Source organism: Pseudomonas palmensis (assembly GCF_049942755.1).
Taxonomy (GTDB): domain Bacteria; phylum Pseudomonadota; class Gammaproteobacteria; order Pseudomonadales; family Pseudomonadaceae; genus Aquipseudomonas; species Aquipseudomonas palmensis.
Map to the genome: position 1 here is coordinate 5,649,535 of NZ_CP187958.1, position 21,776 is coordinate 5,671,310.

A 21,776-nucleotide genomic window follows, 5' to 3' on the forward strand; every position below is an offset into this window, starting at 1 on the left:
ATCTTTCCGTTTGTCGGGCAATCGCTATATATTCCAATGCATAACGATTACCTCATGCACATGGAGCTGTTTGATGAGAATGCGCGCCCCTCGTTTTGCCCTGACCGCCGTATTCGGCATGCTGACCCTCAACAGCGCCTGGGCCGATGAAGTCCAGGTGGCCGTCGCGGCCAACTTCACCGCGCCCATCCAGGCTATTGCCAAGGATTTCGAAAAGGACACCGGCCACAAGCTGGTCGCCTCCTTCGGCGCTACCGGGCAGTTCTACGCGCAGATCAAGAATGGCGCGCCCTTCGAGGTGTTCCTGTCGGCCGACGACACCACCCCCGAAAAACTCGAGAACGAAGGCGAAACCGTCAAGGGCTCGCGCTTTACCTACGCCATCGGCACCCTCGCGCTGTGGTCGCCCAAAGCGGGCTATGTGGATGACAAGGGCGAAGTCCTGAAGAAAAACGACTACAAGCACCTGTCCATCGCCAACCCCAAGGCCGCGCCCTACGGCCTGGCCGCCACGCAGGTACTGGCCAAGCTGAACCTGACCGAGGCCACCAAGGGCAAGCTGGTCGAAGGCCAGAACATCACCCAGGCGTTCCAGTTCGTTTCCACCGGAAACGCCGAGCTGGGCTTCGTGGCCCTGTCGCAGATCTACAAGGACGGCAAGGTCAGCAACGGCTCGGCCTGGATCGTGCCAGCCGACCTGCACGACCCGATCAAACAGGACGCTGTGATTCTCAACAAGGGCAAGGACAACGCCGCCGCCAAGGCGCTGGTCGATTACCTCAAGGGCCCGAAGGCCGCTGAAGTGATCAAGTCGTTCGGCTACGAACTCTGATGCCACTGGACGCCGGCGACCTGGGCGCCATCTGGCTGACGTTCAAGCTGGCGTCGCTGACTACCCTGATCCTGCTGCTGATCGGCACCCCGATCGCCTGGTGGCTGGCGCGCACGCGCTCCTGGCTGCGCGGGCCGATCGGGGCGATCGTGGCCCTGCCCCTGGTGTTGCCGCCCACGGTGATCGGCTTCTATCTGCTGATCGCCCTGGGCCCCCACGGCTGGCTTGGCCAGGCCACCCAGGCGCTGGGCCTGGGCACCGTGGTGTTCAGTTTCACAGGCCTGGTGATCGGGTCGGTGGTGTACTCGATGCCGTTCGTGGTGCAACCGCTGCAAAACGCGTTCAGCGCCATTGGCGAGCGCCCGCTGGAGGTGGCTGCCACCTTGCGCGCCAGCCCGTGGGACTGCTTTTTCAGCGTGGTGCTGCCCCTGGCCCGCCCTGGCTTCATTACCGCGAGCATCCTGGGCTTTGCCCACACCGTCGGCGAGTTCGGCGTGGTGCTGATGATCGGCGGCAATATTCCCGACAAGACCCGCGTGGTTTCCGTGCAGATCTTCGACCATGTCGAGGCCATGGAGTACATGCAGGCCCACTGGCTGGCCGGCGCCATGCTGGTGTTCTCGTTCCTGGTGCTGCTGGCGCTGTACGCCAGCCGCCGCGGCAAGCCGGCCTGGAGCTGACCGATGAGTGCATTGATCCAGGCCCGGTTGCAGGTGGCCTTCGACGATTTCCGGCTGGATGTCGACCTGCAACTGCCCGGGCGCGGTGTCAGCGCCCTGTTCGGCCATTCGGGCTCGGGCAAGACCACCTGCCTGCGCTGCCTGGCAGGCCTGGAGCGGGCCGACCAGGCCTACATCGAGGTCAATGGCGAGGTCTGGCAGGATTCCGCACGCCAGTATTTCATGCCGCCCCACCAGCGCCCCATCGGCTATGTGTTCCAGGAAGCCAGCCTGTTCCCCCACCTGAGCGTGAAGAACAACCTGATCTTCGGCTGGCGACGCATCGCCCAGCACCAGCGCCAGGTCGGCCTGGAGCACGCCTGCGAGCTGCTGGGCATCAGCCACCTGCTCGCGCGCAAGCCGGACACCCTGTCGGGCGGTGAACGACAGCGCGTGGGGATCGCCCGTGCGCTGCTCACCAGCCCCAAGGTGCTGCTGATGGACGAACCCCTGGCAGCCCTGGACGGCCCGCGCAAACGCGAGATCCTGCCGTACCTGGAGCGCCTGCACGACCAGTTGCAGATCCCGCTGATCTACGTCAGCCATGCGCAGGACGAAGTGGCGCGCCTGGCCGATCACCTGGTGCTGCTCGAACAGGGCAAGGTGCAGGCCAGCGGGCCGATCAGCCAGACCCTGGCCCGCCTGGACCTGCCGCTGGCCCTGCAGGAGGACGCCGGGGTGGTCATCGAGGGCGAGGTGGACGCCCACGACGCGGCCTACCAGTTGCTGGACCTGAAACTGCCGGGCAGCGACCTCAGGTTGCGCCTCACCCACGAGGCGCTGGCCCCGGGGGCGCGCCTGCGGGTCAAGGTCCAGGCACGCGACGTGAGCCTGAGCCTGGCCGACGACAGCCGTTCGAGCATTCTCAACCGCCTGCCGGTGCGCGTGTGCGCGCTGCGCGCCGGTGACAACCCGGCGCAGATGCTGGTGAGCCTGGACGCCGATGGCACAGCCCTGCTGGCGCGGGTGACGCGCTACTCGAGCGACCAGTTGGGGCTGCACGAAGGCCAGCAGTTGTGGGCGCAGATAAAATCGGTGGCATTGCTGGGCTAACTTGCGCGAACGGCTGCTGTCCATCGTCAGAGCCCCTACGCGAGCGCCCAGCATGAGTGTCGACCTGCCCCCTTTGCCCAGTGGCCTGCATTACGTGGATGACAGCCGCCCCGGTTTCCATCGGCGCCTGCTGCGCAAGCACTTCGCCTATTTCGACGCGCACGGCCAGCGCATCACCGCACCGGATACCCTGGCCCGCATCAAGGCGCTGGCCATACCGCCGGCCTATACCGATGTATGGATCTGCGCCGACCCGCGCGGCCACCTGCAAGCCACCGGACGCGACGCACGTGGTCGCAAGCAGTACCGCTATCACCCCGACTGGCGCGAACTGCGCGACAGCCACAAGTACGACCGCATGCTGGCCTTCGCCAAACGCCTGCCGAGGCTGCGCAAGCAACTCGACGAGCACCTGGCGCGGCCCGGCCTGGACCGCGAAAAGGTCATGGCACTGGTGGTCAGCCTGCTCGACAACACGCTGATCCGCGTGGGCAACCGTCAGTATGCCCGCGACAACCGCTCCTACGGGCTGACCACGCTGCGCACTCGCCATGTGCAGGTCGAAGGCAGCGCAATACGGTTTCGCTTTCGCGGCAAGAGCGGCATCGAGCACCAGGTGACCCTCAAGGACCGGCGCCTGGCACGCATCGTCAAGCGCTGCCTGGAACTGCCGGGCCAGGACCTGTTCCAGTGGCAGGACGCGCTGGGGCAATGTCACACCGTCGGTTCGGCGGACGTGAACGCCTACCTGCAGCAATTGACCGGTGCCGACTTCACCGCCAAGGACTATCGCACCTGGGCCGGCAGCGCGCTGGCGCTGGAGTTGCTGCGCGAGCTGCAATGGCAACCGGAAACCGAAGCGCGCCGACAGATCGTGGCCATGCTCAAGCAGGTGGCGTCGCGACTGGGCAATACCCCCGCCGTATGCCGGCGCAGCTATGTGCACCCGGCGCTGCTGGAGCGCTTCGTGCTGGGCGAGCTCCACGCGCTGCCACGGCCACGGGCGCGCCAGCGCATGGAGCTGGCCGAGGTGGCCCTGGCACGTTTTCTCATGACATTGAATGCATGCGATACGAATGAAAATCATTAACTAGCACATTAAATAACCCTACTTTTTAAACGCCGCCGTACCATAGAAAAAAGACATATCCCCCATCAGGCAGAGAAATTTCCCATATGCGTTGAAGCCCCCTATGCTTGCGTCCATGGGCGATACCGGTTGTGCGTAATTGCCCATCTGCCCAATCGGAACCTGTGACTAAAGACCTCAACAGAATCTTGTGCTCGGGGAATTAATTTCCATCGAATGCGTCTTTAATGAAGGGAAAGACGGCTGTGCCACCGCGCACACCCGGCCTGTGCAGCTACCGCCTGCAAGGCATTCAAAGTTACCAAGGAGAAGTACATGCTGATACTCACCCGCAAAGTTGGCGAAAGCATCGTCATCAATGATGACATCAAGGTCACCATTCTAGGGGTCAAGGGGATGCAAGTGAGGATCGGCATCGATGCACCCAAAGATGTCCAGGTGCACCGTGAAGAGATTTACAAGCGCATTCAAGCCGGCAGCCCGGCGCCGGAGAAGGGGGATGATCACCAGTAACCAGGGCTAATCGAGTCGCACGGATGCGCTTGGTCCCGGCAACACGGTTCACTGAAGCTCTGGCGTATCCCGCCCGGCCTCCGCCACACCGATGAATGCCCTGACCCTGGCCACCATGCTGGCAGTATCGAACGGCTTGTCGAACACTGCAGAAAACAGGTCAGGTATGGCTTTGCCGATACTTGCCTGGGCCCCGCTCATGAGAATGACCGGTAGGTCCGCAAACTGCGCATTGCTGCGAATCGCTTTGGCCAACTCCTCGCCATTCATTATCGGCATCATGTAGTCGGTGATGACCAGGTCGATTCGCACCTTCTCCAGCACGTCCAGGGCCATCTTGCCATTGGGCGCCTTCTCGACCTTGTAGCCGGCGTCCTCCAGGGCATACCCCAGGATATCGGCGATCACATACTCGTCGTCCACGACCAGAATCGTGCTCATGGCTGCCAGCCCAGGGCTTTCATGCTCCTTGCGCCGATGAAGCGGTGCCCGACATCACCGCGCTCGCCTGAACGAACGCCTTGTCGAGCTCGATGCCTGTCGAACGGATGACCAGCTCCAGCAGGGCCGGATCGTATTCACTGTCGCGCACCTTGAGGATCGACAGCAAGCGCTTGAGCTCGGCGTCCAGCTCGACGAAACGCATCAGGAACAGGTTGTCGACGATCGACGACAGCTCCGACGCGGGTGCGTTGATTTCAGAGCCGAACAGGTCGCGCATCTCCCAGGTCGCCAACACCGTCACATCCTCGGCACGCAGCTCGCCCATCAGCGCACGGAAGAACTCGTTGAGCCGCCCCTGGTTGGTGGCGAGCCGGGCAAACGCGCCCAGGCTGTCGATCAGCACCCGTTTGATGCGGTGCTTGCGTACATGGCTGAGCAAACGGGCGCCCACGCCATCGAGCAACCCTTCGGTAGTGGGCTGCCAGGCCAGGTGCACCGCCCCGCTTTTCTCCAGTGCCGGCAGATCGATACCGATGGCCCTGGCCTTGATGCGCAAGCGCTGCGGGGTCTCGTAGAAGCCGAAATGCAGGCCCGGCTCGGCCACTGTGGCACCGGCCAGAAAACTCAGGCCCAGGGAGGTCTTGCCAATACCCGACGGCCCCATCGCCAGTGAGACCGAAGCGCTGGGAAAGCCCCCGCCCAGCAAGCCATCGAGACTGGCCAGGCCCGTGCCGACGCGGGTCAACACCTCGCTGCCCGGGCTGGAGGGGTGGCTGTAGAGTGCTTCAAGGCGCGGATACACCTTCAGCCCCTGCTCGGTGATCTCGCATTCGTGCACCCCGGACAGCGCCCCGCTGCCGCGGGTCTTGCGCAACTGGATGCGTCGCACCGAACGTGCGCCGTACAGGTCCTCGCCCAGCTCGATGACGCCATCGACCATGGTGTGTTCCGGGCTGCCGTCATCCAGGCGCGAACTGGTAAGCAGCAGCAAGGTGCAGCCGGCAAACGCGGCATGGCCTTGCAGCTCTGAAATGAACTTCTTGGTGTCGAGCACGTTTTCGGCGCGTGAACGTGCATTGAGCAGGCCGTCGACAATCAGCAGTGAGGCGCCCTGGCGGCCGATTTCACCGCGCAGCAGCTTGACCACCGCCTCCAGCCCCTCGCTTTCGAGGGTATCGAAGGCACTGACGAACTGCAGCTGGTTGCCCACCAGCGCAGGGTCGAAAAAGCTGAGGGTGGACAGGTACTGGAACAGACGCTCATGGGACTCGCTCAGCAGCGTCGCCACCAGCACCCGCCCGCCCGTGGCCACATGGTTGAACGCCAACTGGTTGGCCAGGATGGTCTTGCCCGAGCCCGGGCGACCCTGGACGATATAGGACGAGCCGGCCACAAGGCCGCCCTTGAGCAGGTCGTCCAGACCTTCGATGCCTGTAGCAAGACGCTTGAGCTGCTCCACGATAGGTTCACTCGCTTTGAAGGTTGTCGGGCTGGGGTGGCTGCCATGCCGGCAGGCACAGGGTCATGCAGGTGCCGCGACCGCTTTCGCTCTCGACCCTGATGCAACCGTTGCTCTGCTTGGCAAAACCGTAGGCCTGGCTCAACCCCAGGCCGGTTCCCTTGCCAAAACTCTTGGTGGTGAAAAACGGTTCGAAGATGCGCGGCAACACCGCAGCATCGATACCACGTCCGGGGTCGCGCACGCTGATGAGCACATGATCGCCAACCAGTCCGTCCCACTCCCCCTGCAGCACCTGGTTGCGTGCAACCAGTTCGATGCGCCCCTCGGCATCCATGGCGTCACGGGCGTTGAAGATCAGGTTGAGCAGCACCATCTGCAACTGGCCGCTGTCCACCTCGATATCCGATACCTCGCCCTGGATATCTACCTGCAATTCGATGCCCTTGGGCAGCGCCTGGGACAGCAACGCCTGGCTCGCCCGGACCAACTGCGCCACATCGACCCGGCTTGTGCTTTGCACCTTGCGCCGGGCGAACCCGAGCAACTGCTGGGTCACCTGGCTGCCGCGTTCGCCGGCATCGACGATATGCTGCAACAGGCGCTCGGTACGCTGCGGGTCGCGAGAGGTCATGGCCAGCTTGGCCGAGCCGATGATGATCGTGAGCAGATTGTTGAAATCGTGGGCCATGCCCCCGGTAAGCTGGCCGAGGGCTTCCAGCTTCTGCGACTGGAACAGCTGCGCACGCATGGCGTCCAACTGTAATGCGGCTTCCCGACGATCGGTGATGTCGCGGGTGATTTTCGCCAGCCCGACCACCTCGCCCTGCTCGTCCCGAATCACATCCAGTGCCGCCAGGGCCCAGAACTGCGTGCCGTCCTTGCGCATGCGCCAGCCTTCGTCCTGTGCCCCGCCGGTGCTCAGCGCACGATTGAGCAACCAGCCAGGCCGGCCTTCGGCGCAATCCTGCGGTGTGAAGAACATCGAGAAGTGCCGACCGATGACCTCGTCGGCGTTGTAGCCCTTGATGCGCTGGGCCCCCAGGTTCCACGACACCACATGGCCCTCGAGGTCGAGCATATAGATGGCGTAGTCCGCAACGGTCTGCACCAACTGCTCATAGCGGCTGGCGTGCATGGTTTGAAGGTCAGAGCGCTGGGAAGAATCCATGGCAAACCCGCAGGCACCGCAGTGAGGACAATGAGAAGGTAGACAACCGGGTGCCTCTGCAATTCCGTAATTTCGAAACAGTCGTATCGACCTGCAGGACGTGAACGATAAATCACTGGCGGAACAGTGGCGCAGTGATTGCCCGGTGTCAACGGGTGCTCACCTATCCGGGCAGTGCCCGGGGAAATCGTTCCGGGCCGGGGGGCAACTTGTTATAGTCCACAGGTGCAAGCGCAACCGGGGGAAGGACGTTGACCACAGATGCAAGGATGAAAGGCATTCACGATGACCTGGAGCACACCGCCGCCGATCTGGAGCAGATCGCGCGCGAAATGGCCGGGCATGCGCGCTACCTGCAGCACTCGGCCCACCCGCAGGATGCCCTGGAAGTGCAGCGCAGCATCAATGGGCTGCAGGCATCGATCGACCAGTTGCGCAGCGTGGCCGACCGCATCGAACCCTAGCCCCGGAGACGCCCATGCTGCCAGAGCGCCCACAGGGCCAACGCGGGCCGCTGACTACCCTCGTCTACAAGCGCCGGGGCCGCGTCGGGTTGTTTTTCGTCGCCGCCCTGTCGGTGCTGGCGGGCATGACCGACGCCATCGGCTTTCTCGCCACCGGCGATTTCGTTTCTTTCATGAGCGGCAACACCACGCGCATGGCCGTCGCCCTGGGCGATGCGCACTGGGCACTGGTGGCCCGCCTGGCCCTGCTGATCGGCGCCTTCATTGCCGGCAACGCGCTGGGGGTGATCATCGCCCGCCTGAGCGCCAAGCGAGCATGGCCGCTGCTCGCCCTGTCGGCGGCACTGCTGCTGGGGGCAGGCCTGTGGGGCGCGCAGGCGCAGTTGCCGGCGCTGCTGGGCGCGATCATCGCCATGGGCATGCTCAATGCGGCGGTCGAAGAGGTGAACGGGCTGCCCATCGGGCTGACCTATGTAACCGGCGCCCTGTCGCGCTTTGGCCGCGGCCTGGGCCGCTGGCTGATGGGGGAGCGGCGTCCGGGCTGGCGCGTGCAACTGGTGCCGTGGTCCGGCATGTTCGGCGGCGCAGTGCTGGGCGGGCTGCTGGAGCACCGCTACGGCCTGGCGGCGCTGATGGCCTGCGGTGGCTTCGCCTTGGCGCTGGCCATCGTGTCACTGCTGATTCCCCGCCGCTGGCTGCGGCGTTACATGGCAAAGTAGCTGGTGCGCGAGTTGACTCGAATATAACGATGAGTTATAAAGCCGCCTTGATCCGGAAGGTAAAGTGTAGCACACACCCTGTGCCTGACCTTGCAGCCGGATGATCCGTGCGAGTGTGGTGGAATTGGTATACACAGCAGACTTAAAATCTGCCGGCGTGAGCCTTGCGGGTTCGAGTCCCGCCACTCGCACCATCTTCTGAAAAGCGCCCCTTGGGGCGCTTTTCTGCTTTCTGCGTCCTGCGTTCTCCCTCGCCTTGCCCCTGCCCCTGCGTCCATCTCCCTGCAGCAAAATCTGCAGGGATGAATTGACTTGTACAAATTTCCCTCTAACCTGCAAATATCTTGTACAAATAACAATACGTGTACAACTAAATGACCACAATGGTCATGGGTGCAGGCAATGTCCGAGTATCTCAAACGCTTTGCAGAGCGATTCTGCGCCATCGACGCGCACAACCTGGGTGTGCTGCGCGAGTTGTACAGCGACGATGTCCAGTTCCGCGACCCGCTGCATCAGATCCACGGCATGGCCGCGCTGCAGGATTATTTCGCTCAGCTGTACGCCAACGTCGATCAGGTGCGCTTCGAGTTCCACGGTTATGACCAGGTCGACGACGGGAAGGGCTACCTGCGCTGGACCCTGCACTACCGGCATGCGCGCCTGAACGGTGGGCGCCCGGTTCAGGTACAGGGTTGCTCGCACCTGATGTGGCGCGACAAGGTCTACCTGCACCATGACTACTTCGACGCCGGGGCGCTGCTGTACGAGCACCTGCCGGTGATGGGCAGCGTGATCGGCTGGCTCAAGCGGAGGCTGGCATGAGACGCATCTGGCTGACCGGCGCCAGCAGCGGCATTGGTGCGGCACTGGCCCCCCTGCTGCTGGCCCAGGGGCATCGCCTGGCGGTCAGCGCGCGCAATGTCCAGCCCTTGCAGGCATTGGCGCAGCGCTACCCCGACCAGGTACTGGTGGTACCGGGCGACCTTCGCGAAGGTGACCAGGTGCGCGCGATAGCCCAGCAGATCGCCCAGGCCTGGGGTGGCCTGGACCAGGTGATACTCAACGCCGGCACCTGCGAGTACCTGGACAGCGAAGCCTTCGAAGCCGCCATGGTCGAGCGCGTGGTGGCTTCCAACCTGTTCAGTGCCAGCCACTGCGTGGAGGCTGCCCTGCCCCTGCTGCGCCAGGGCCGACAGCCGCACCTGGTGGCCGTGGCCAGCGCCGTGACCTTTCTGGCGCTGCCACGCGCCGGGGCCTATGGCGCCTCCAAGGCCGCGGTGCGCTACCTGTTCGAATCGCTGCGCATCGACCTGGCCCGCGAAGGCATTGCCGTGACGCTGGTCAGCCCGGGCTTCGTCGACACCCCGCTGACCCGGCGCAACGACTTCCCCATGCCGCTGTGCTGGCCCGCCGAAAAGGCCGCACGCCATATTGCCCGGCGCCTGCACAAGCGCCCGTACACCATTGCCTTTCCACTCCTGTTCATCGCCGGCCTGCGCCTGGTCGCGCTGCTGCCGGTGAGCCTGCAACTGGCACTGGGCAAGCACCTGTCACGGCCACTGCGCCAGGAACCCCACCCATGAAGATAGCCATCATCGGCAGCGGTATCGCCGGGCTTACCTGCGCCCACCTGCTGCAGCGCCAGCACGCCATCACGCTGTACGAATCCAGTGACCGGATTGGCGGGCACACCCATACCGTCGACGTGCAGCTTGGCGAGCGACACTACGCGGTGGATACCGGGTTCATCGTATTCAACGACTGGACCTACCCCAACTTCATCCGCCTGCTCGATCAGCTGGGCATCGCCTCGCGCCCTACCGAAATGAGCTTTTCGGTCCACGACCCGCAGACCGCCCACGAGTACAACGGCAACACCCTCAACAGCCTCTTCGCGCAGCGCCGCAACCTGTTGTCGCCGCCCTTCTGGGGCATGCTCTACGACATCCTGCGCTTCAATCGCCAGGCCCTGAACGACCTGGAGCAGCAGCGAGTCAACGACACCCTTTCGCTGGGCGACTACCTGTACATGAACGGCTACGGCGAGCGCTTCATCGACCACTACATCGTGCCGATGGGGGCCGCCATCTGGTCGATGCCGCTGGCGCAGATGCTGGGCTTCCCGCTGCAGTTTTTCGTGCGCTTCTTCAAGCACCACGGGCTGCTGTCGGTCAACGACCGCCCGCAATGGCGGGTAGTGGAAGGTGGCTCGCGCAGTTACCTGGCCCCGCTGTGCGCACCGTTTGCCGAACGCATTCGCCTCAACTGCCCTGTACTGGGCGTGACCCGCGATGCCGACGGTGTCAACCTGTTCAGCCGAGCAGGCATGGAGCGTTACGACAAGGTGGTGTTCGCCTGCCACAGCGACCAGGCGCTGCTGATGCTGCATGATCCCAGCCAGGCCGAGCGCGAGATTCTTGGCGCGCTGCGCTATGCCGACAACGACGTGGTCCTGCACACCGACACCCGCCTGCTGCCGCGTCGCCCCTTGGCCTGGGCCAGCTGGAACTACCGCCTCGGCGGCTCGCAGTCCCAGCCGGCCGCCGTCACCTACAACATGAACATTCTGCAGGGCATCGATGCCCCGCAGACCTTCTGCGTGAGCCTCAACCAGACCGGCGCCATCGACCCCGGCAAGGTCCTTGGCCGCTACACCTATGCCCACCCGCAGTTCAGCCTTGCCGGGGTACGGGCCCAGGCGCGTCACGCCGAACTGTGCGGTGCCCGACACAGCTACTACTGCGGCGCGTACTGGGGCAACGGCTTTCATGAAGACGGCGTGGTCAGCGCGCTGCGCGTGGCCGCCCAATTTGGTGAGCAGTTGTGAACAGCGCTCTCTACCAGGGCTGGGTCAGCCACCGCCGCCCCGCCAGGGGGGATTTCGGCTTTGCCTACCGCATCGGCCTGCTGTACCTGGACCTGGACGAGCAGGCGCAGCTGCCAGCGCTGTCGAGGCTGGCCGGCAGGGGCCGGTGGAGCGCCTTTGCCTTCGACGAGCGGGACTATCTGCCAGCCGCCACTCACCAGGGCACGCCCCTCAAGAGCGCCGTGCTGGACCTGCTCGAACAGGTGCTGCACCACCGCCCCCAAGGGCCGGTGTGCGTACTGACCCAACCCCGCAGTTGGGGCCTGGCCTTCAACCCGGTGAGCTTTTTCTACTGTTTTGAAGGTGACGGGCGTCTGGCTGCGATTCTCTGCGAGGTCACCAACACGCCCTGGCGCGAACGCTTTCACTACGTGTTGCCCGCCGACGGCCCGGGGCCGTGGAACTTCAGCGTGGCCAAGGCGTTTCATGTGTCGCCGTTCCTGCCCGCCGACCTGGAATACCGCATGCACTTCTGCACACCTGCAGCACGTATCCGTGTGCGCATGGAGGACTGGCAGGCACACACCCGGGTGTTCAGCGCCGTGCTGAACCTGGCGCGCATCGACCTGGACCGACGCAGCCTGCACCGGCACCTGCTGAGCTTCCCGTGGATGACCGCCAAGACCCTGCTGGCCATCCATTGGCAGGCGTTGCGCCTGCTGCTCAAGCGTCATCGCCTGTTCGACCACTTCGCCGCCCGGGGCACCTGGCGGCGAGCCAAACCGATCAATGCACCCGACAGCGCAAAGGACACCCCCCATGAAGAGCCCTGAGGCAATCCCGGCAAAACGCTTCGCGTCCGCCGGCAACGGCATCGGCGTGATGCTGCTGCGGCGCGCTGTGCTGCGCCAGCTCGAACGCCTGCGCCACGGCGCACTGGTGGTCATCGAAGCCAATGTGGTGCACCACTTCGGCAACGCCGGCGCGAGCCTGCAAGGGCATGTCCAGGTAGTGGACGACGCACTATGGGGCCTGGTGGCCAGCAACGGCTCGATTGGCGCAGGCGAAGCCTACGTCCACGGCTACTGGACCAGCCCGGACCTCACCGCCGTGGTCCGCGTGCTGGTGGCGAACCTGGAGGTACTCGACGGCCTGGAAGGCGGGCTGGCACGCCTGGGGCGCCCGCTGCTGCATGGCCTGCACTGGCTCAACCGCAATACCCGGCGCGGCGCCAGACGCAACATCGCCGCCCATTACGACCTGGGCAACGAACTGTTCGAGCGCCTGCTGGACCCGAGCATGATGTACTCGGCGGCCATGTTTCAGGGGGCCGACGATACCCTGGAACAGGCCCAGCACTACAAGTTGCAGCGCATCTGCCAGAAGCTCGCCCTCACCCGCGACGATCACCTGCTGGAGATCGGCACCGGCTGGGGCGGCCTGGCCATTTACGCGGCACGCCACCACGGCTGCCGGGTAACCACCACCACGGTGTCGGCCGAACAGTTCGCCTATGCCCGTCGACGCATCGACGAAGCCGGCCTGCAGGACCGCATCACCCTGCTGCTGGAGGATTACCGCGACCTGCAGGGCCAGTACGACAAGCTGGTTTCCATCGAGATGATCGAAGCTGTCGGCCATCGCTACCTCAGCAGCTACTTCAGGCAATGCGCGCAGCTGCTCAAGCCCGATGGCCTGATGCTGCTGCAGAGCATCACCATCCGCGAACAGCGCTACGCACAGGCGTGCCGCTCGGTCGACTTCATCCAGCGCTACATCTTTCCGGGCGGCGCCCTGCCTTCGGTGGGGGTGATGCTGCAGGTGATGGGCCGCGACACCGATCTGAATCTGCACCACATGGAAGAATTCGGCCTGCACTATGCGCGCACCCTGCGCTGCTGGCACCAGAACCTGCAGCAGGCGCGCCAGCCGTTGCAGGCGTTGGGTTATGACGACACGTTCTACCGCTTGTGGGAGTTCTACCTGTGCTACTGCGAGGGGGGCTTTCTGGAGCGTGCCATCGGCACCGCCCAGCTGTTGCTGGCCAAGGCCGGCGCACGGCCCGCACCGCTGCTGGGGCAACCAGGCTGAACCGGCGGACAGCGCATTGGGCAGCGGTGCTGAGCAATGCGCTGCTGTTTCAGCTTGGCTGGTTCGCCTGCGTGCTGGGTGCTCGCCACCCCGCCTTGCTGGCAGTGGCAGTGGCCTGCCTGGTGACGCACCTGAGCTGCCTGGCCAGGCCCGGCGAGGTGCGCCTGATCGTCGCCGTCAGCCTGTGCGGGTGGCTGACCGACAGCCTGCTGCTGGCGCTTGGGGTGTTCGAATTTGGCGGTCATCGTTGGCTGCCGCCGTTCTGGCTGCTGTTGCTGTGGCCGGTGTTCGCCTGCACCTTGCGCCACAGCCTGCACTGGACCGCCAACCCCTGGTGGCGGGCCAGCCTGCTGGGCGCGGTGGGCGGCCCGTTGTCCTACTGGGGCGGTGTGCAGCTTGCCGGTGCCGGGCTGCCATTGGGCACCTGGCCGAGCCTGCTGGTGCTTGCCGCCGTGTGGGCCTTGCTGCTGCCGGTACTGCACCGTCTCGGCCGGCCTACTGCACCTGCTTGCGAAAGAACAAGGTGACCTGCCCGACTTCGATGCCGAACTTGGTCATGTAGGAGCGGTTGGCCAGGGTGTTATCGTCCAGCAGGTACATCCAGTCGTCGAAGCGGATGGCCCAGGTCTTGCCGTCCACCGGTACGTCGAGCACGTACTGCCAGCGCAAGGCGAAACCGGCGTTCTGCCCGCGCGCCTCTTCCACCACATCCCCGGCCGTGCCGCGCCAACGTCCCGGGCCGTCCGGGCGAATGGTCCAGGTGCGTTGCTGCCGGGTGCCGTCGCTGTAGGTGAAGTGCTCGTTCAGCACCACGTTATCGCCTTCGCTGCGCCCTTCGATCAGCACGTGAAAACGCTTGATGACCTCGCCGGAACGCTTCTGCACGATGCCCCAGCCGTCGACGCGGCCGTTGAAGTACTGACGCAGGTCGAACGCCGGTGACTGGTTGCGGTAAGCCTCGACATCGACATTGCCGCAGCCGGCCAGCAGCAGGAACACCAACAGGTACCAGGCTTTCATGGGGAAGCTCCAAGGAGTTGCCGACGCAAGTCGGGGTAGCGGCTGCGAGGGTCCAGCCAGATGGCAAAGAACGCACGGGCGAATGCCTGGTCACGCACTTCGTGCTGCAGGCGCTCCCCCACATAGAAGCGACAGCCCAGCCCGGGAACGTACACGCCCGCGATGCGCATACCCGCCTCGACATCCACGAACGCCTGCTGCATCTGCGCCTGCCACTGGTCCCGTTGCGCTGCCGTCAGCGGGGTGGCAGACAGACGCTGGATCTCCTCGAGGCTGACCTTGACCAACCGCTCGCGACTGACCGCGCGCCGGTAGGTGATCTCGAGGGCGAAGCCATCGCCCTCGTTCAAGCGTGCACCGGGGGCCCACAATCGCGCCGTATAGATATCCAGGCCCCAGGTCCTGAATTCAGCACTGCCTACCAGAAGCGCATCCGGCAGGTCGGCCCGCCACCCCGCCTGGGCGTAACCGCAGGCCAGCACACCGATCAGCAACAGCAGCCTGCACAGCGCGATGGGTGGTGGTCGCATGCGGTACTCCCTGGCAGCCCCTTGGGCGGGGGTTGCGGCGATACTTGCACATGGAAAATTTTCTGTACAAGTTAATTGCCGTATCTGTACACGCTAGCACAGCCTGCAGAAGTCACTGCTTGACGAACACTACCCACGACGGCGAGGAGTCGATGATCTGCTCCTTGAACTCGATCTGGACCTGCCCTGCCCCGAACAGGCTGATGTCCTTCAGGCCCAGGCCACCCTGAACCACCACCCGTGCATCCTGCGGAAGCCGCGACAAGGCTGCCACCAGCTCGCCAACGGTCTTGTACTGCGCCATATCAACCTCACTGTGCAAAAGCCAATCGGCCATCTTCGCCGAGGCCTGCGAAGCCTCGCAAGGGCGCACCACGTTTTTAAATGGCGCGACGGGAAACTAAACCTTCAGCGCGCGGTCTGAACAGCACCAAAAAATCATCTTGCAGATCAAGTACCTGAGGTTCACATCATGCGTTTCACCCTGCCTACCCTCGCCCTGGGTATCCTGCTGCCCCTGACTGCCGTTGCCGGCGACGGCACCACCGCCATCGGTGGCGGGCTGGGCGGCGCACTGGGCAATGTGGTTGGCCAGCAGATCGGCGGCAGCACCGGCGCCGCCATCGGTGCCGGGCTGGGTGGCGCTGCAGGTAGCGCGGCCGGTGCGCGCAAGGGCAACCGCACCCAGGCCGCCGTGGGCGGTGGCCTGGGGTCGGCTGGCGGCTCGCTGATCGGCAATGCGCTGGGCGGCTCCACCGGTTCGACCGTCGGCGCCGGCCTGGGCGGCGCGGCCGGGGGCGCGGTGGGCAATCATCTGGCAGATGACAACAGGCACAGCGCCAGCAAGCACAAGCGCAAGCACCGCCACCGTTAAGTCGCCTGCCACTACGCAAACGTCCGGCCATGTGCCGGACGTTTGCGTTTTGCATTGCAGCACAGTTGCAGTCAAACCACGCTGTACCACAGCACAAATGCCGCCATTGCGATGCCCTGCACGATCAGCAACACCCGAGCACCATCAGGCCGGAACGCCAACAGCCAATAGGCAAACACCAGTGGCAGGCACAGCAGGTTGGTCAGTGCCAGCGCGAAGATCGCCAGCACCGGGCCCAGCGAGGGGAACATGCTGGCCGGGCTCAACAGGCAGTACAGGGAAGCACAGAGACCAACCGCCGCAATGATGACTGCACAGACAACGCAGAAACGACGCGCGACGTCGCGCTCATCCAGCTCCCCAACCATGCCGCACTCCCTTTACCCGATCCGATCGCACGGATCCTACCACTTTTGCTCCCTCGCGCCGGTGCCTGCAACTGTCGATCAATCGCCGCGATGGGCGAGCGCCTGCAGCACCTGGTTCACCTTGAGGCTGGCGGTCTCCATGCTGTCCAGCGAGGCCACCACCGCGCTCCAGTCCTTGTGCTGCGCCTGGTGCAGCGCATGGCTGGCCGATTCGTGGCAGATACGGTGGGGGTCGTCGAGCTGGGCGAATGCCCGGTCGTGCTGGTAGATCTGCTGGGTTTCCGGCATCAGGTACCACTTGCCCAGGCGGCAATGCTTATGGTCCGACAGCTCAAGGTTCGGGTCCTGATTGAACAGGCGCAGGTACACCATCAGCTTGAACAACAGGTGGTCGAGCTTGACCGCCTCGCAGAACGAACTGAGGGCCATGTTCTCGATCAGGGTGGTCATGTGGTCACCCATCACCACCATTTCGTCCAGGGTCTGCGCCGAGGTCGACACGTCGCCAGCCAGGCGCGTGGCTTCATTGGAGAGGTTGCCGATCGAGTTGCTCGCAGCCGTGGTATCGACATTGATGGCGTCCACCAGCACGCTGATGTCCTGGGTGGCCTGGTGGGTGCGCTGGGCCAGGGCCCGTACCTCGTCGGCCACCACCGCAAACCCGCGCCCCTGCTCACCGGCCCGCGCCGCCTCGATGGCGGCGTTGAGTGCCAGCAGGTTGGTCTGGTCTGAAATGGCCTTGATCAAGCCCACGATGCTGCTGATTTCGCTGACCCGCGCCTGCAGGTGGGTCACGCTCTCGACACTGCTCACGCCTTGACCGGCCATGTGCGTGAGCGAGGTGGAGAACGACGAAAGCAGTTCGGACGTCTCGCTGAACACGCCGCTGTTGGCCTTGAGGTGGTCGACCTCCCCGCGCAGGGTTTCGGCCTGGCTGACCACCCCATCACGGGTCTGCTTCATCGACTCGTCGAACATGCCCATCTTGCTGTGCAGATCACATTGGTAACGGCTGTAGGCATTGAGCTCGGCCTGCTCACCCTGGGTTTGCGCCAGCAAATCGGTCAGTTGCTGGTTTTCCTGCTGGAGCGCCAGATTCTGCTGCTTCAGCTCCTGCAACTCACGCGCCTGTGCGTTGACCTGTTCTCGCCACTTTCTACCAAACATTGCCACAACTCCCCGGCACGCAACGCCTATCGATATGTGCCTCGATTTTAAAGGCGCAGCAGGGAGGCAACATTGACATCAATCAGCCATCATGCATGAATTGGCCCCTTGCGCACTGCCGCAGAGCGTCTGCATCACGTTTTTCGCGTCCTTGAAAATACCCGTGACCATGGCACAGTGCGTGGGCTGCAGTGTTTTCTCTTCGTTGTCGCAGGTAGCTGTATGGACAAACTCACCACCTTTCGAATGGGCCTCACCCTGGCTGCCGTACTGGGCCTGATGCCCCTGACGCTGCTGTTCATTGCCGGGTGCATCGGTTTTTTCTTCCCGATGTTGGTCATCAGTGAGCAACCGCTGTTCGCGATACCCATAGCCATGGGCCTGATGTCGATTTCGTTGTTCGGCCTCTGGTCGTGCTGGAAGATCTACCTGCTGGCGATGGCTGAAATACCCGTGGTACCCAACCGCCGCCTGCTGATCTGCGGGGTGGCAGTCACACTGATATGGGGCGGCGTGCTGGCCGGCTTCACTCACAAGTTCCCGCAGCTCGTGTATATCTTCATGATGCCCGGCCTGCTGTCGGCCGCCCTGTTGTGGCATACACTGCGGCGGGAACGGCAGGCGGGGTGACGCGCCCCTTCATCCCCCCTTGGTCATCGGCTTAGCGCTGGTCAGCCTCCAGCGACCTATCGGGCCTGCGCCGCTCGAGGGCGACCGCAAGCCCCGCCAGCAGAATGGCCAGCGCGTAGGCAAAAAGACCAAGGTTGACGCCCAGGATCATCTTCTCCGAACCGTCTGTGAGTACCATCGAGCCGCCGTAGCCATCGCGCAGCCAGTACGCCATCAGGAACCCGCCGGTGACGAACAGGGTCAGCAGGCTCGCCAGCCTCAGGTTATCGCGCCCCCACACCAGCCAGACGCTGTACGCACCAATGGCGGTATTGGTGAAGAGCTGCCAGGTTTCATGCAGGCGCGCGTGTGGCTCCCAGGCCTGATTGAAGACGTGGGTATCATTGATTTCGAGGATCGGTACCACGACGGCGTAAAACACGATACCAACGGTGACCATCAACTTCGCTATCATCGCAAACTTCCTTGTTCAGACCATGACGGGACTATTCGGCACTGTAGCGCCAAGTTGCGTATATCGCGACTTTTATGGATTCAGTGTCCCTGAAGTACACTTCGCGGCATCAAACCGACAAGGCGAGACCATGAGCCTATCTATCAGGCAGGCCCTGGCAGAGGACATCCACCACCTGACAGGCATTGACGCTGTTGCACGCAACGATGAACGCCGCCGCGAGCAGCTTGCGCAGGCCATCCGCGCACGTGAGTGCTGGATTGCATGCGAAGCGAACGACGCCGCCCCCCCCTTGGGTTATGGTTGCCTGGACCGAAGCTTTTTCGGTGAGTACTTCATTCCCCTGGTGGTCGTTTCAGATGCATCCAGGCGCACCGGTGTCGGCCGCCAGCTGATGGCACACCTGGAGCGAGTCGCCTCGGCGCAGAAGGTGTTCACATCCACCAACACCTCCAACCTGCCGATGCGCCAACTCCTGGCACAGCTGGGCTATCAACACAGCGGGACAATCGAAAACCTCGACCCGGGCGACCCGGAACTGGTGTTCGTGAAGTTCATGCGTTGAGTGGGCTTGTCGCCAGGCTTCTACAGAACAGAAAAGGATTTCATCGATGGCATTTTCCCCGACAGAACGTACTGCCCTGCTGGCGCTCAAGGGCGTAGGCCCCACCGTTATCACCCGGCTCGAGCAGATGGGCATCGATTCCCTGGCCGAGCTGGGCAGATCGGATGTCACTGACATCCTTGCCCAGGCATCTGCCGCATTGGGCTCGACCTGCTGGAAGAACAGCCCCCAGGCCAGGGCCGCCATTACCGCAGCCGTGGACCTGGCCAGAGGGCTGGCCGACGGTGAGCCCGCGCGCTAGCGAACTCCCCATCGATGGCGGAACCGCCCGGCGCAGCACTGGCATCGCCCGGGCGAATCTTTCAAAACGAGACTCAGTGCAGGGTAATGAAAACCCTCACCCTGTAGTCTGCAGCGCTAACGCAACAATGATGCAACTACCAGGACCCGTGACCATGAAGTGCAAGTACCTGTTGCCCCTGGTGCTGCTGGCCGGCTGCACCACCCAGCCCAATCATCAGCCCAATCATCAAGGCATCGACTGGGGCCAGGGCAATTGCCCGGCCCCAGACCCGCAGAGCATCTCGCCCAACCACCAACTGGTGATCGAAGATGGCAAGACGCTCAAGTGCCAACTGCGCCCCTACGTGTCGAACATGGCATGCCAGGGCATCGTCGACAGCCAGAATGAAGGCGTCATCTGCCAGGACAACGTGGGCAACCAGATCATCTTTCTGTTCGACGACAAGGGCGTGCTGAGCCTGCATCGAAGCCTGAGATCACGCTAAGCCACCCGGTGCAATGGAACCGCAAATGACCGTATGGAACGCCCTGGGCGCCGCCCTGCTTGTCCTGGCCAGCAGCCACGCTGCGGCTGCCGAAAACGCCAATCCGTTCGATAAGGCGCTGATGTACACCACGTTCGTGCCGAGCATTCTGGTGGCGGGCACCACCGCGCTGACCTTCAATGCGCCCGATCTGTTCAAGTCGGCCAGAAGCGACGCGCTGGCCTTCGTTGGCTCGGATGGCCAGATACGCGGCGCACAGTTCGAGCAGGCGTCTCGGCATTATCGTGCGACCGCCCGGCCACCTTTGATGACAGATCGGCAGCTGGCTCAGGCGATCACAGCCACCTACTGACCAGGCGAGGGTTCAGGCACCGGACTCAGGATCGCTCGCAGGCACGTCGCGCGTCTCCTTTCTCCCATCGCCCTGCTCGCGCAATGGCGAGCCCGCATGCGGGTGGTCGTCGCGACTGTGGTTTCCTGCCTCGGGATGCTCGCTCAGTACCGAGTTGCCGGCCTCCACATCGGTCATGTCTTCTTCGACCGCCGCTTCGTCGTCAGGCGGCAGTGGCACCTCTGGCGCCTCGCGCCTTGGATCGTGACCGGTTTCGTTGTCGGTGGTGCGCGTAACGCCCTGCTGTGACCTGTTGCCAGGTGCGTTCTCGTCGATGTCCATGGTGCTTCTCCAGGCTGCTGCACGGGATGCCCGCGCATAAGCGTGAGAAGCCTCGCAGGGTGTGGGAGTGCCGGGCATTGGACGAACGGTGCGCACAAGCGCAGGGCACCGGCACCCCCACCGCGCAGTACGGGCTAGAGTTCAGCGCTCGATCGAATGGAGTCAATGAGATGCAGGTACAAGGACGATGTGACGCTGCTTTTGAACCGGTCCGCCAGGCCTTCGCCGCCATCCTGGAAGAGCCCCACGAGCGCGGTGGCGGTGTCTGCATACAGGTCGGCGGCAAGACCGTCGTAGACATCTGGGGCGGCGTGAAGGATGCGCACGGCCATGCACCCTGGCAGCGCGATACCCTGGTCAACGCCTATTGCACCATCAAGCCGATCACCGCTGTGGCGGTACTCATGCTGGTGGAACGGGGCCGACTGGATCTGGATGATCCCGTGGCCAAACACTGGCCTGAATTCGTTCGACACGGCAAAGAACGAATCACCCTTCGCCAGGTGTTGAGCCATACCAGCGGCTTGCCTGCGCTGCGCCTGCCGGATCGCACGCCCCACATGTACGACTGGAACCACATGGCCCAGGTGACAGCAGACGAACAGCCGTGGTGGTCGCCAGGCACACAGGTGGGGTACGGCGCGACCACCTATGGCTGGATCATCGGTGAGCTGATCCGCCGCGTGGACGGTCGCGACGCCGGGGTTTTCATACACCAGGAGATCCTCGAACCCCATGCGCTGGATGTGTTCCTGGGCGTGCCTGCCGATCAGTTCAAGCGTATCGCTCACTTCGAGCATGCGCCCGGCCGAGTAGGTGACCGGTTCGCACAGGACCTGCGCACCCTCATCCTCAATGAGCCTGCGCATGTGGCGACCCTGACATTCACCAACCCCAGCCTTTCACCCACCCGTACGGGTAATCCGCACTGGTGGGGCTACCACCAGCCGGGCGTCTGCAGCCATGGCAACGCCCATGGCCTGGCGGGCTTCTACAGTGCCCTGCTGCAAGGCAAGTTGTTGGGGCCACAACTGTTGAAGGCGTTCGGCACAGAGCAAAGTGCAGGGTTCGACCAGACCCTGCGGCGCCCCATGCGCTATGGCCTGGGTTGCATGATGGAACATGCCGCCGACCCTGACGCGTCCTATTGCATGGGGCCGCAGGCATTCGGTCATGTTGGGCTGGGCGGGCCGGTGGCGTTCGCAGACCCAGACCGGGAGATGAGCTTTGGTTTCGTGACCACCACCATGGGCAGCCATGTGCTGATGGACCCTCGCGCCAGAACGCTTGCGGCACTTGCCTTCGCAGCGGTTGAGTGACGCATCGTGCCAGCGCTTACCGGG

General features: G+C 63.8%; 29 protein-coding genes, 1 tRNA gene and 2 pseudogenes. 21 read left to right on the plus strand and 11 right to left on the minus strand.

All coding sequences use genetic code 11. The annotated features are described in order from the left end of the window. Positions 1-73 precede the first annotated feature (73 nt). The 5 genes from modA (at position 74) to csrA (ending at position 4,207) form a co-directional block, all read left to right on the plus strand. Positions 74-832, plus strand: a complete 759-nt coding sequence (gene modA / locus ACPRTJ_RS26060; RefSeq protein WP_236176155.1) for a molybdate ABC transporter substrate-binding protein — start codon at positions 74-76, stop codon at positions 830-832. Beyond that, the gene (gene modB, locus ACPRTJ_RS26065) at positions 832-1,512 is read left to right on the plus strand and encodes a molybdate ABC transporter permease subunit (protein ID WP_043861734.1); all 681 of its coding nucleotides are present in this window, start codon (positions 832-834) and stop codon (positions 1,510-1,512) included. Before modA ends, modB begins: the two co-directional genes overlap by 1 nt. A gap of 3 nt (positions 1,513-1,515) precedes the next feature. After that, a complete protein-coding gene (modC, locus tag ACPRTJ_RS26070) occupies positions 1,516-2,604 on the plus strand; it encodes a molybdenum ABC transporter ATP-binding protein (RefSeq protein WP_078481840.1) in 1,089 nt (362 codons plus the stop codon). Positions 2,605-2,656: 52 nt separating this feature from the next. Beyond that, positions 2,657-3,694 (plus strand): DNA topoisomerase IB, encoded by a 1,038-nt coding sequence (locus tag ACPRTJ_RS26075; protein WP_054914302.1) that lies wholly within the window; start codon positions 2,657-2,659, stop codon positions 3,692-3,694. A gap of 315 nt (positions 3,695-4,009) precedes the next feature. Continuing rightward, positions 4,010-4,207, plus strand: coding sequence for a carbon storage regulator CsrA (csrA, locus tag ACPRTJ_RS26080; protein WP_043861731.1), 198 nt, complete (start codon positions 4,010-4,012; stop codon positions 4,205-4,207). Between the two features lie 48 nt (positions 4,208-4,255). On the opposite strand, the gene ACPRTJ_RS26085 is transcribed toward csrA, so the two are convergent. The 3 genes from ACPRTJ_RS26085 to ACPRTJ_RS26095 are packed head-to-tail and all read right to left on the minus strand — an operon-like array spanning position 4,256 to position 7,281. After that, on the minus strand, positions 4,256-4,648 hold the full coding sequence (locus tag ACPRTJ_RS26085) for a response regulator (RefSeq protein ID WP_426427626.1): 393 nt from the start codon (positions 4,646-4,648) through the stop codon (positions 4,256-4,258). A gap of 19 nt (positions 4,649-4,667) precedes the next feature. Continuing rightward, on the minus strand, positions 4,668-6,113 hold the full coding sequence (locus ACPRTJ_RS26090) for an ATPase domain-containing protein (RefSeq protein WP_043861729.1): 1,446 nt from the start codon (positions 6,111-6,113) through the stop codon (positions 4,668-4,670). A gap of 4 nt (positions 6,114-6,117) precedes the next feature. Next, on the minus strand, positions 6,118-7,281 hold the full coding sequence (locus tag ACPRTJ_RS26095) for a two-component system sensor histidine kinase NtrB (protein ID WP_043861728.1): 1,164 nt from the start codon (positions 7,279-7,281) through the stop codon (positions 6,118-6,120). Between the two features lie 269 nt (positions 7,282-7,550). Here ACPRTJ_RS26095 and ACPRTJ_RS26100 point away from each other — a divergent pair, with 269 nt between their 5' ends. The 9 genes from ACPRTJ_RS26100 (at position 7,551) to ACPRTJ_RS26140 (ending at position 13,891) form a co-directional block, all read left to right on the plus strand. Continuing rightward, the gene (locus ACPRTJ_RS26100) at positions 7,551-7,745 is read left to right on the plus strand and encodes a hypothetical protein (RefSeq protein WP_043861727.1); all 195 of its coding nucleotides are present in this window, start codon (positions 7,551-7,553) and stop codon (positions 7,743-7,745) included. Positions 7,746-7,759: 14 nt separating this feature from the next. Beyond that, on the plus strand, positions 7,760-8,464 hold the full coding sequence (locus tag ACPRTJ_RS26105; RefSeq protein WP_043861726.1) for a YoaK family protein: 705 nt from the start codon (positions 7,760-7,762) through the stop codon (positions 8,462-8,464). Between the two features lie 109 nt (positions 8,465-8,573). Then, a tRNA-Leu gene (locus tag ACPRTJ_RS26110) sits at positions 8,574-8,658 on the plus strand. A gap of 208 nt (positions 8,659-8,866) precedes the next feature. After that, positions 8,867-9,289, plus strand: coding sequence for a nuclear transport factor 2 family protein (locus tag ACPRTJ_RS26115; RefSeq protein WP_043861725.1), 423 nt, complete (start codon positions 8,867-8,869; stop codon positions 9,287-9,289). Beyond that, a complete protein-coding gene (locus ACPRTJ_RS26120) occupies positions 9,286-10,050 on the plus strand; it encodes an SDR family NAD(P)-dependent oxidoreductase (RefSeq protein ID WP_043861724.1) in 765 nt (254 codons plus the stop codon). The genes ACPRTJ_RS26115 and ACPRTJ_RS26120 overlap by 4 nt, the downstream gene beginning before the upstream one ends. Beyond that, on the plus strand, positions 10,047-11,294 hold the full coding sequence (locus tag ACPRTJ_RS26125; protein ID WP_426427629.1) for an NAD(P)/FAD-dependent oxidoreductase: 1,248 nt from the start codon (positions 10,047-10,049) through the stop codon (positions 11,292-11,294). Before ACPRTJ_RS26120 ends, ACPRTJ_RS26125 begins: the two co-directional genes overlap by 4 nt. Beyond that, complete coding sequence (locus ACPRTJ_RS26130) at positions 11,291-12,106, plus strand: DUF1365 domain-containing protein (RefSeq protein WP_229590219.1); 816 nt, start codon at positions 11,291-11,293, stop codon at positions 12,104-12,106. The genes ACPRTJ_RS26125 and ACPRTJ_RS26130 overlap by 4 nt, the downstream gene beginning before the upstream one ends. Next, complete coding sequence (locus tag ACPRTJ_RS26135) at positions 12,093-13,364, plus strand: class I SAM-dependent methyltransferase (RefSeq protein ID WP_426427632.1); 1,272 nt, start codon at positions 12,093-12,095, stop codon at positions 13,362-13,364. Before ACPRTJ_RS26130 ends, ACPRTJ_RS26135 begins: the two co-directional genes overlap by 14 nt. A gap of 26 nt (positions 13,365-13,390) precedes the next feature. Next, positions 13,391-13,891, plus strand: a complete 501-nt coding sequence (locus ACPRTJ_RS26140) for a DUF2878 domain-containing protein (protein ID WP_100632522.1) — start codon at positions 13,391-13,393, stop codon at positions 13,889-13,891. On the opposite strand, the gene ACPRTJ_RS26145 is transcribed toward ACPRTJ_RS26140, so the two are convergent. From ACPRTJ_RS26145 to ACPRTJ_RS26155, 3 genes are all read right to left on the minus strand, one after another. Next, positions 13,860-14,384 (minus strand): DUF3833 domain-containing protein, encoded by a 525-nt coding sequence (locus ACPRTJ_RS26145; RefSeq protein WP_043861719.1) that lies wholly within the window; start codon positions 14,382-14,384, stop codon positions 13,860-13,862. The genes ACPRTJ_RS26140 and ACPRTJ_RS26145 overlap by 32 nt on opposite strands. Continuing rightward, positions 14,381-14,914 carry a chalcone isomerase family protein gene (locus ACPRTJ_RS26150; protein WP_116053633.1) on the minus strand — a complete coding sequence of 178 codons (534 nt, stop codon included), beginning with the start codon at positions 14,912-14,914 and terminating at the stop codon, positions 14,381-14,383. The genes ACPRTJ_RS26145 and ACPRTJ_RS26150 overlap by 4 nt, the downstream gene beginning before the upstream one ends. A gap of 112 nt (positions 14,915-15,026) precedes the next feature. Beyond that, positions 15,027-15,218: a hypothetical protein gene (locus ACPRTJ_RS26155; protein ID WP_043861717.1), complete on the minus strand. Its 192-nt coding sequence runs from the start codon at positions 15,216-15,218 to the stop codon at positions 15,027-15,029. 168 nt (positions 15,219-15,386) lie between these two features. Between ACPRTJ_RS26155 and ACPRTJ_RS26160 the strand changes: the two genes are divergently transcribed. Next, positions 15,387-15,788: a glycine zipper domain-containing protein gene (locus tag ACPRTJ_RS26160; RefSeq protein WP_043861716.1), complete on the plus strand. Its 402-nt coding sequence runs from the start codon at positions 15,387-15,389 to the stop codon at positions 15,786-15,788. A 71-nt stretch (positions 15,789-15,859) separates the two neighbouring features. On the opposite strand, the gene ACPRTJ_RS26165 is transcribed toward ACPRTJ_RS26160, so the two are convergent. The 3 genes and pseudogenes from ACPRTJ_RS26165 to ACPRTJ_RS26175 all read right to left on the minus strand — a co-directional run. Continuing rightward, a complete protein-coding gene (locus ACPRTJ_RS26165) occupies positions 15,860-16,156 on the minus strand; it encodes a hypothetical protein (protein WP_043861715.1) in 297 nt (98 codons plus the stop codon). A gap of 78 nt (positions 16,157-16,234) precedes the next feature. Next, positions 16,235-16,627 (minus strand): CZB domain-containing protein, encoded by a 393-nt coding sequence (locus ACPRTJ_RS26170; protein WP_370409334.1) that lies wholly within the window; start codon positions 16,625-16,627, stop codon positions 16,235-16,237. 3 nt (positions 16,628-16,630) lie between these two features. Continuing rightward, positions 16,631-16,906, minus strand: a pseudogene (locus ACPRTJ_RS26175) (methyl-accepting chemotaxis protein); the annotation flags it as partial. A 525-nt stretch (positions 16,907-17,431) separates the two neighbouring features. Between ACPRTJ_RS26175 and ACPRTJ_RS26180 the strand changes: the two are divergent. Then, on the plus strand, positions 17,432-17,953 hold the full coding sequence (locus ACPRTJ_RS26180; RefSeq protein WP_426427636.1) for a hypothetical protein: 522 nt from the start codon (positions 17,432-17,434) through the stop codon (positions 17,951-17,953). 31 nt (positions 17,954-17,984) lie between these two features. Here ACPRTJ_RS26180 and ACPRTJ_RS26185 read toward each other — a convergent pair whose 3' ends face one another. Beyond that, on the minus strand, positions 17,985-18,407 hold the full coding sequence (locus ACPRTJ_RS26185; protein WP_058540370.1) for a hypothetical protein: 423 nt from the start codon (positions 18,405-18,407) through the stop codon (positions 17,985-17,987). A 130-nt stretch (positions 18,408-18,537) separates the two neighbouring features. On the opposite strand from ACPRTJ_RS26185, the gene ACPRTJ_RS26190 reads away from it, so the two are divergent. The 4 genes from ACPRTJ_RS26190 (at position 18,538) to ACPRTJ_RS26205 (ending at position 20,112) form a co-directional block, all read left to right on the plus strand. Continuing rightward, positions 18,538-18,972 (plus strand): GNAT family N-acetyltransferase, encoded by a 435-nt coding sequence (locus ACPRTJ_RS26190; protein WP_426427638.1) that lies wholly within the window; start codon positions 18,538-18,540, stop codon positions 18,970-18,972. Positions 18,973-19,018: 46 nt separating this feature from the next. Next, positions 19,019-19,273: a hypothetical protein gene (locus ACPRTJ_RS26195; RefSeq protein WP_054914290.1), complete on the plus strand. Its 255-nt coding sequence runs from the start codon at positions 19,019-19,021 to the stop codon at positions 19,271-19,273. Positions 19,274-19,427: 154 nt separating this feature from the next. Beyond that, positions 19,428-19,760 carry a hypothetical protein gene (locus tag ACPRTJ_RS26200; protein WP_286901205.1) on the plus strand — a complete coding sequence of 111 codons (333 nt, stop codon included), beginning with the start codon at positions 19,428-19,430 and terminating at the stop codon, positions 19,758-19,760. Positions 19,761-19,785: 25 nt separating this feature from the next. Next, entirely contained in the window at positions 19,786-20,112 is a 327-nt protein-coding gene (locus ACPRTJ_RS26205) for a DUF2388 domain-containing protein (RefSeq protein WP_043861709.1), read from the plus strand. 129 nt (positions 20,113-20,241) lie between these two features. Here ACPRTJ_RS26205 and ACPRTJ_RS26210 read toward each other — a convergent pair. Then, positions 20,242-20,433: pseudogene (locus ACPRTJ_RS26210) on the minus strand (hypothetical protein); the annotation flags it as partial. Positions 20,434-20,603: 170 nt separating this feature from the next. Here ACPRTJ_RS26210 and ACPRTJ_RS26215 point away from each other — a divergent pair. Next, positions 20,604-21,752, plus strand: coding sequence for a serine hydrolase domain-containing protein (locus tag ACPRTJ_RS26215; protein WP_426429165.1), 1,149 nt, complete (start codon positions 20,604-20,606; stop codon positions 21,750-21,752). Positions 21,753-21,776 lie beyond the last annotated feature (24 nt).

What these genes read in the sequence shown, in the direction of transcription:
- modA (WP_236176155.1), top strand. Translation starts at nt 74, where the DNA reads ATGAGAATGCGCGCCCCTCGTTTTGCCCTGACCGCCGTATTCGGCATG.
- modB (WP_043861734.1), top strand. Translation starts at nt 832, where the DNA reads ATGCCACTGGACGCCGGCGACCTGGGCGCCATCTGGCTGACGTTCAAG.
- modC (WP_078481840.1), top strand. Translation starts at nt 1,516, where the DNA reads ATGAGTGCATTGATCCAGGCCCGGTTGCAGGTGGCCTTCGACGATTTC.
- ACPRTJ_RS26075 (WP_054914302.1), top strand. Translation starts at nt 2,657, where the DNA reads ATGAGTGTCGACCTGCCCCCTTTGCCCAGTGGCCTGCATTACGTGGAT.
- csrA (WP_043861731.1), top strand. Translation starts at nt 4,010, where the DNA reads ATGCTGATACTCACCCGCAAAGTTGGCGAAAGCATCGTCATCAATGAT.
- ACPRTJ_RS26085 (WP_426427626.1), bottom strand. Translation starts at nt 4,648, where the DNA reads ATGAGCACGATTCTGGTCGTGGACGACGAGTATGTGATCGCCGATATC.
- ACPRTJ_RS26095 (WP_043861728.1), bottom strand. Translation starts at nt 7,281, where the DNA reads ATGGATTCTTCCCAGCGCTCTGACCTTCAAACCATGCACGCCAGCCGC.
- ACPRTJ_RS26100 (WP_043861727.1), top strand. Translation starts at nt 7,551, where the DNA reads ATGAAAGGCATTCACGATGACCTGGAGCACACCGCCGCCGATCTGGAG.
- ACPRTJ_RS26105 (WP_043861726.1), top strand. Translation starts at nt 7,760, where the DNA reads ATGCTGCCAGAGCGCCCACAGGGCCAACGCGGGCCGCTGACTACCCTC.
- ACPRTJ_RS26115 (WP_043861725.1), top strand. Translation starts at nt 8,867, where the DNA reads ATGTCCGAGTATCTCAAACGCTTTGCAGAGCGATTCTGCGCCATCGAC.
- ACPRTJ_RS26120 (WP_043861724.1), top strand. Translation starts at nt 9,286, where the DNA reads ATGAGACGCATCTGGCTGACCGGCGCCAGCAGCGGCATTGGTGCGGCA.
- ACPRTJ_RS26125 (WP_426427629.1), top strand. Translation starts at nt 10,047, where the DNA reads ATGAAGATAGCCATCATCGGCAGCGGTATCGCCGGGCTTACCTGCGCC.
- ACPRTJ_RS26135 (WP_426427632.1), top strand. Translation starts at nt 12,093, where the DNA reads ATGAAGAGCCCTGAGGCAATCCCGGCAAAACGCTTCGCGTCCGCCGGC.
- ACPRTJ_RS26145 (WP_043861719.1), bottom strand. Translation starts at nt 14,384, where the DNA reads ATGAAAGCCTGGTACCTGTTGGTGTTCCTGCTGCTGGCCGGCTGCGGC.
- ACPRTJ_RS26150 (WP_116053633.1), bottom strand. Translation starts at nt 14,914, where the DNA reads ATGCGACCACCACCCATCGCGCTGTGCAGGCTGCTGTTGCTGATCGGT.
- ACPRTJ_RS26155 (WP_043861717.1), bottom strand. Translation starts at nt 15,218, where the DNA reads ATGGCGCAGTACAAGACCGTTGGCGAGCTGGTGGCAGCCTTGTCGCGG.
- ACPRTJ_RS26160 (WP_043861716.1), top strand. Translation starts at nt 15,387, where the DNA reads ATGCGTTTCACCCTGCCTACCCTCGCCCTGGGTATCCTGCTGCCCCTG.
- ACPRTJ_RS26165 (WP_043861715.1), bottom strand. Translation starts at nt 16,156, where the DNA reads ATGGTTGGGGAGCTGGATGAGCGCGACGTCGCGCGTCGTTTCTGCGTT.
- ACPRTJ_RS26170 (WP_370409334.1), bottom strand. Translation starts at nt 16,627, where the DNA reads ATGGTGGTGATGGGTGACCACATGACCACCCTGATCGAGAACATGGCC.
- ACPRTJ_RS26185 (WP_058540370.1), bottom strand. Translation starts at nt 18,407, where the DNA reads ATGATAGCGAAGTTGATGGTCACCGTTGGTATCGTGTTTTACGCCGTC.
- ACPRTJ_RS26190 (WP_426427638.1), top strand. Translation starts at nt 18,538, where the DNA reads ATGAGCCTATCTATCAGGCAGGCCCTGGCAGAGGACATCCACCACCTG.
- ACPRTJ_RS26195 (WP_054914290.1), top strand. Translation starts at nt 19,019, where the DNA reads ATGGCATTTTCCCCGACAGAACGTACTGCCCTGCTGGCGCTCAAGGGC.
- ACPRTJ_RS26200 (WP_286901205.1), top strand. Translation starts at nt 19,428, where the DNA reads ATGAAGTGCAAGTACCTGTTGCCCCTGGTGCTGCTGGCCGGCTGCACC.
- ACPRTJ_RS26205 (WP_043861709.1), top strand. Translation starts at nt 19,786, where the DNA reads ATGACCGTATGGAACGCCCTGGGCGCCGCCCTGCTTGTCCTGGCCAGC.
- ACPRTJ_RS26215 (WP_426429165.1), top strand. Translation starts at nt 20,604, where the DNA reads ATGCAGGTACAAGGACGATGTGACGCTGCTTTTGAACCGGTCCGCCAG.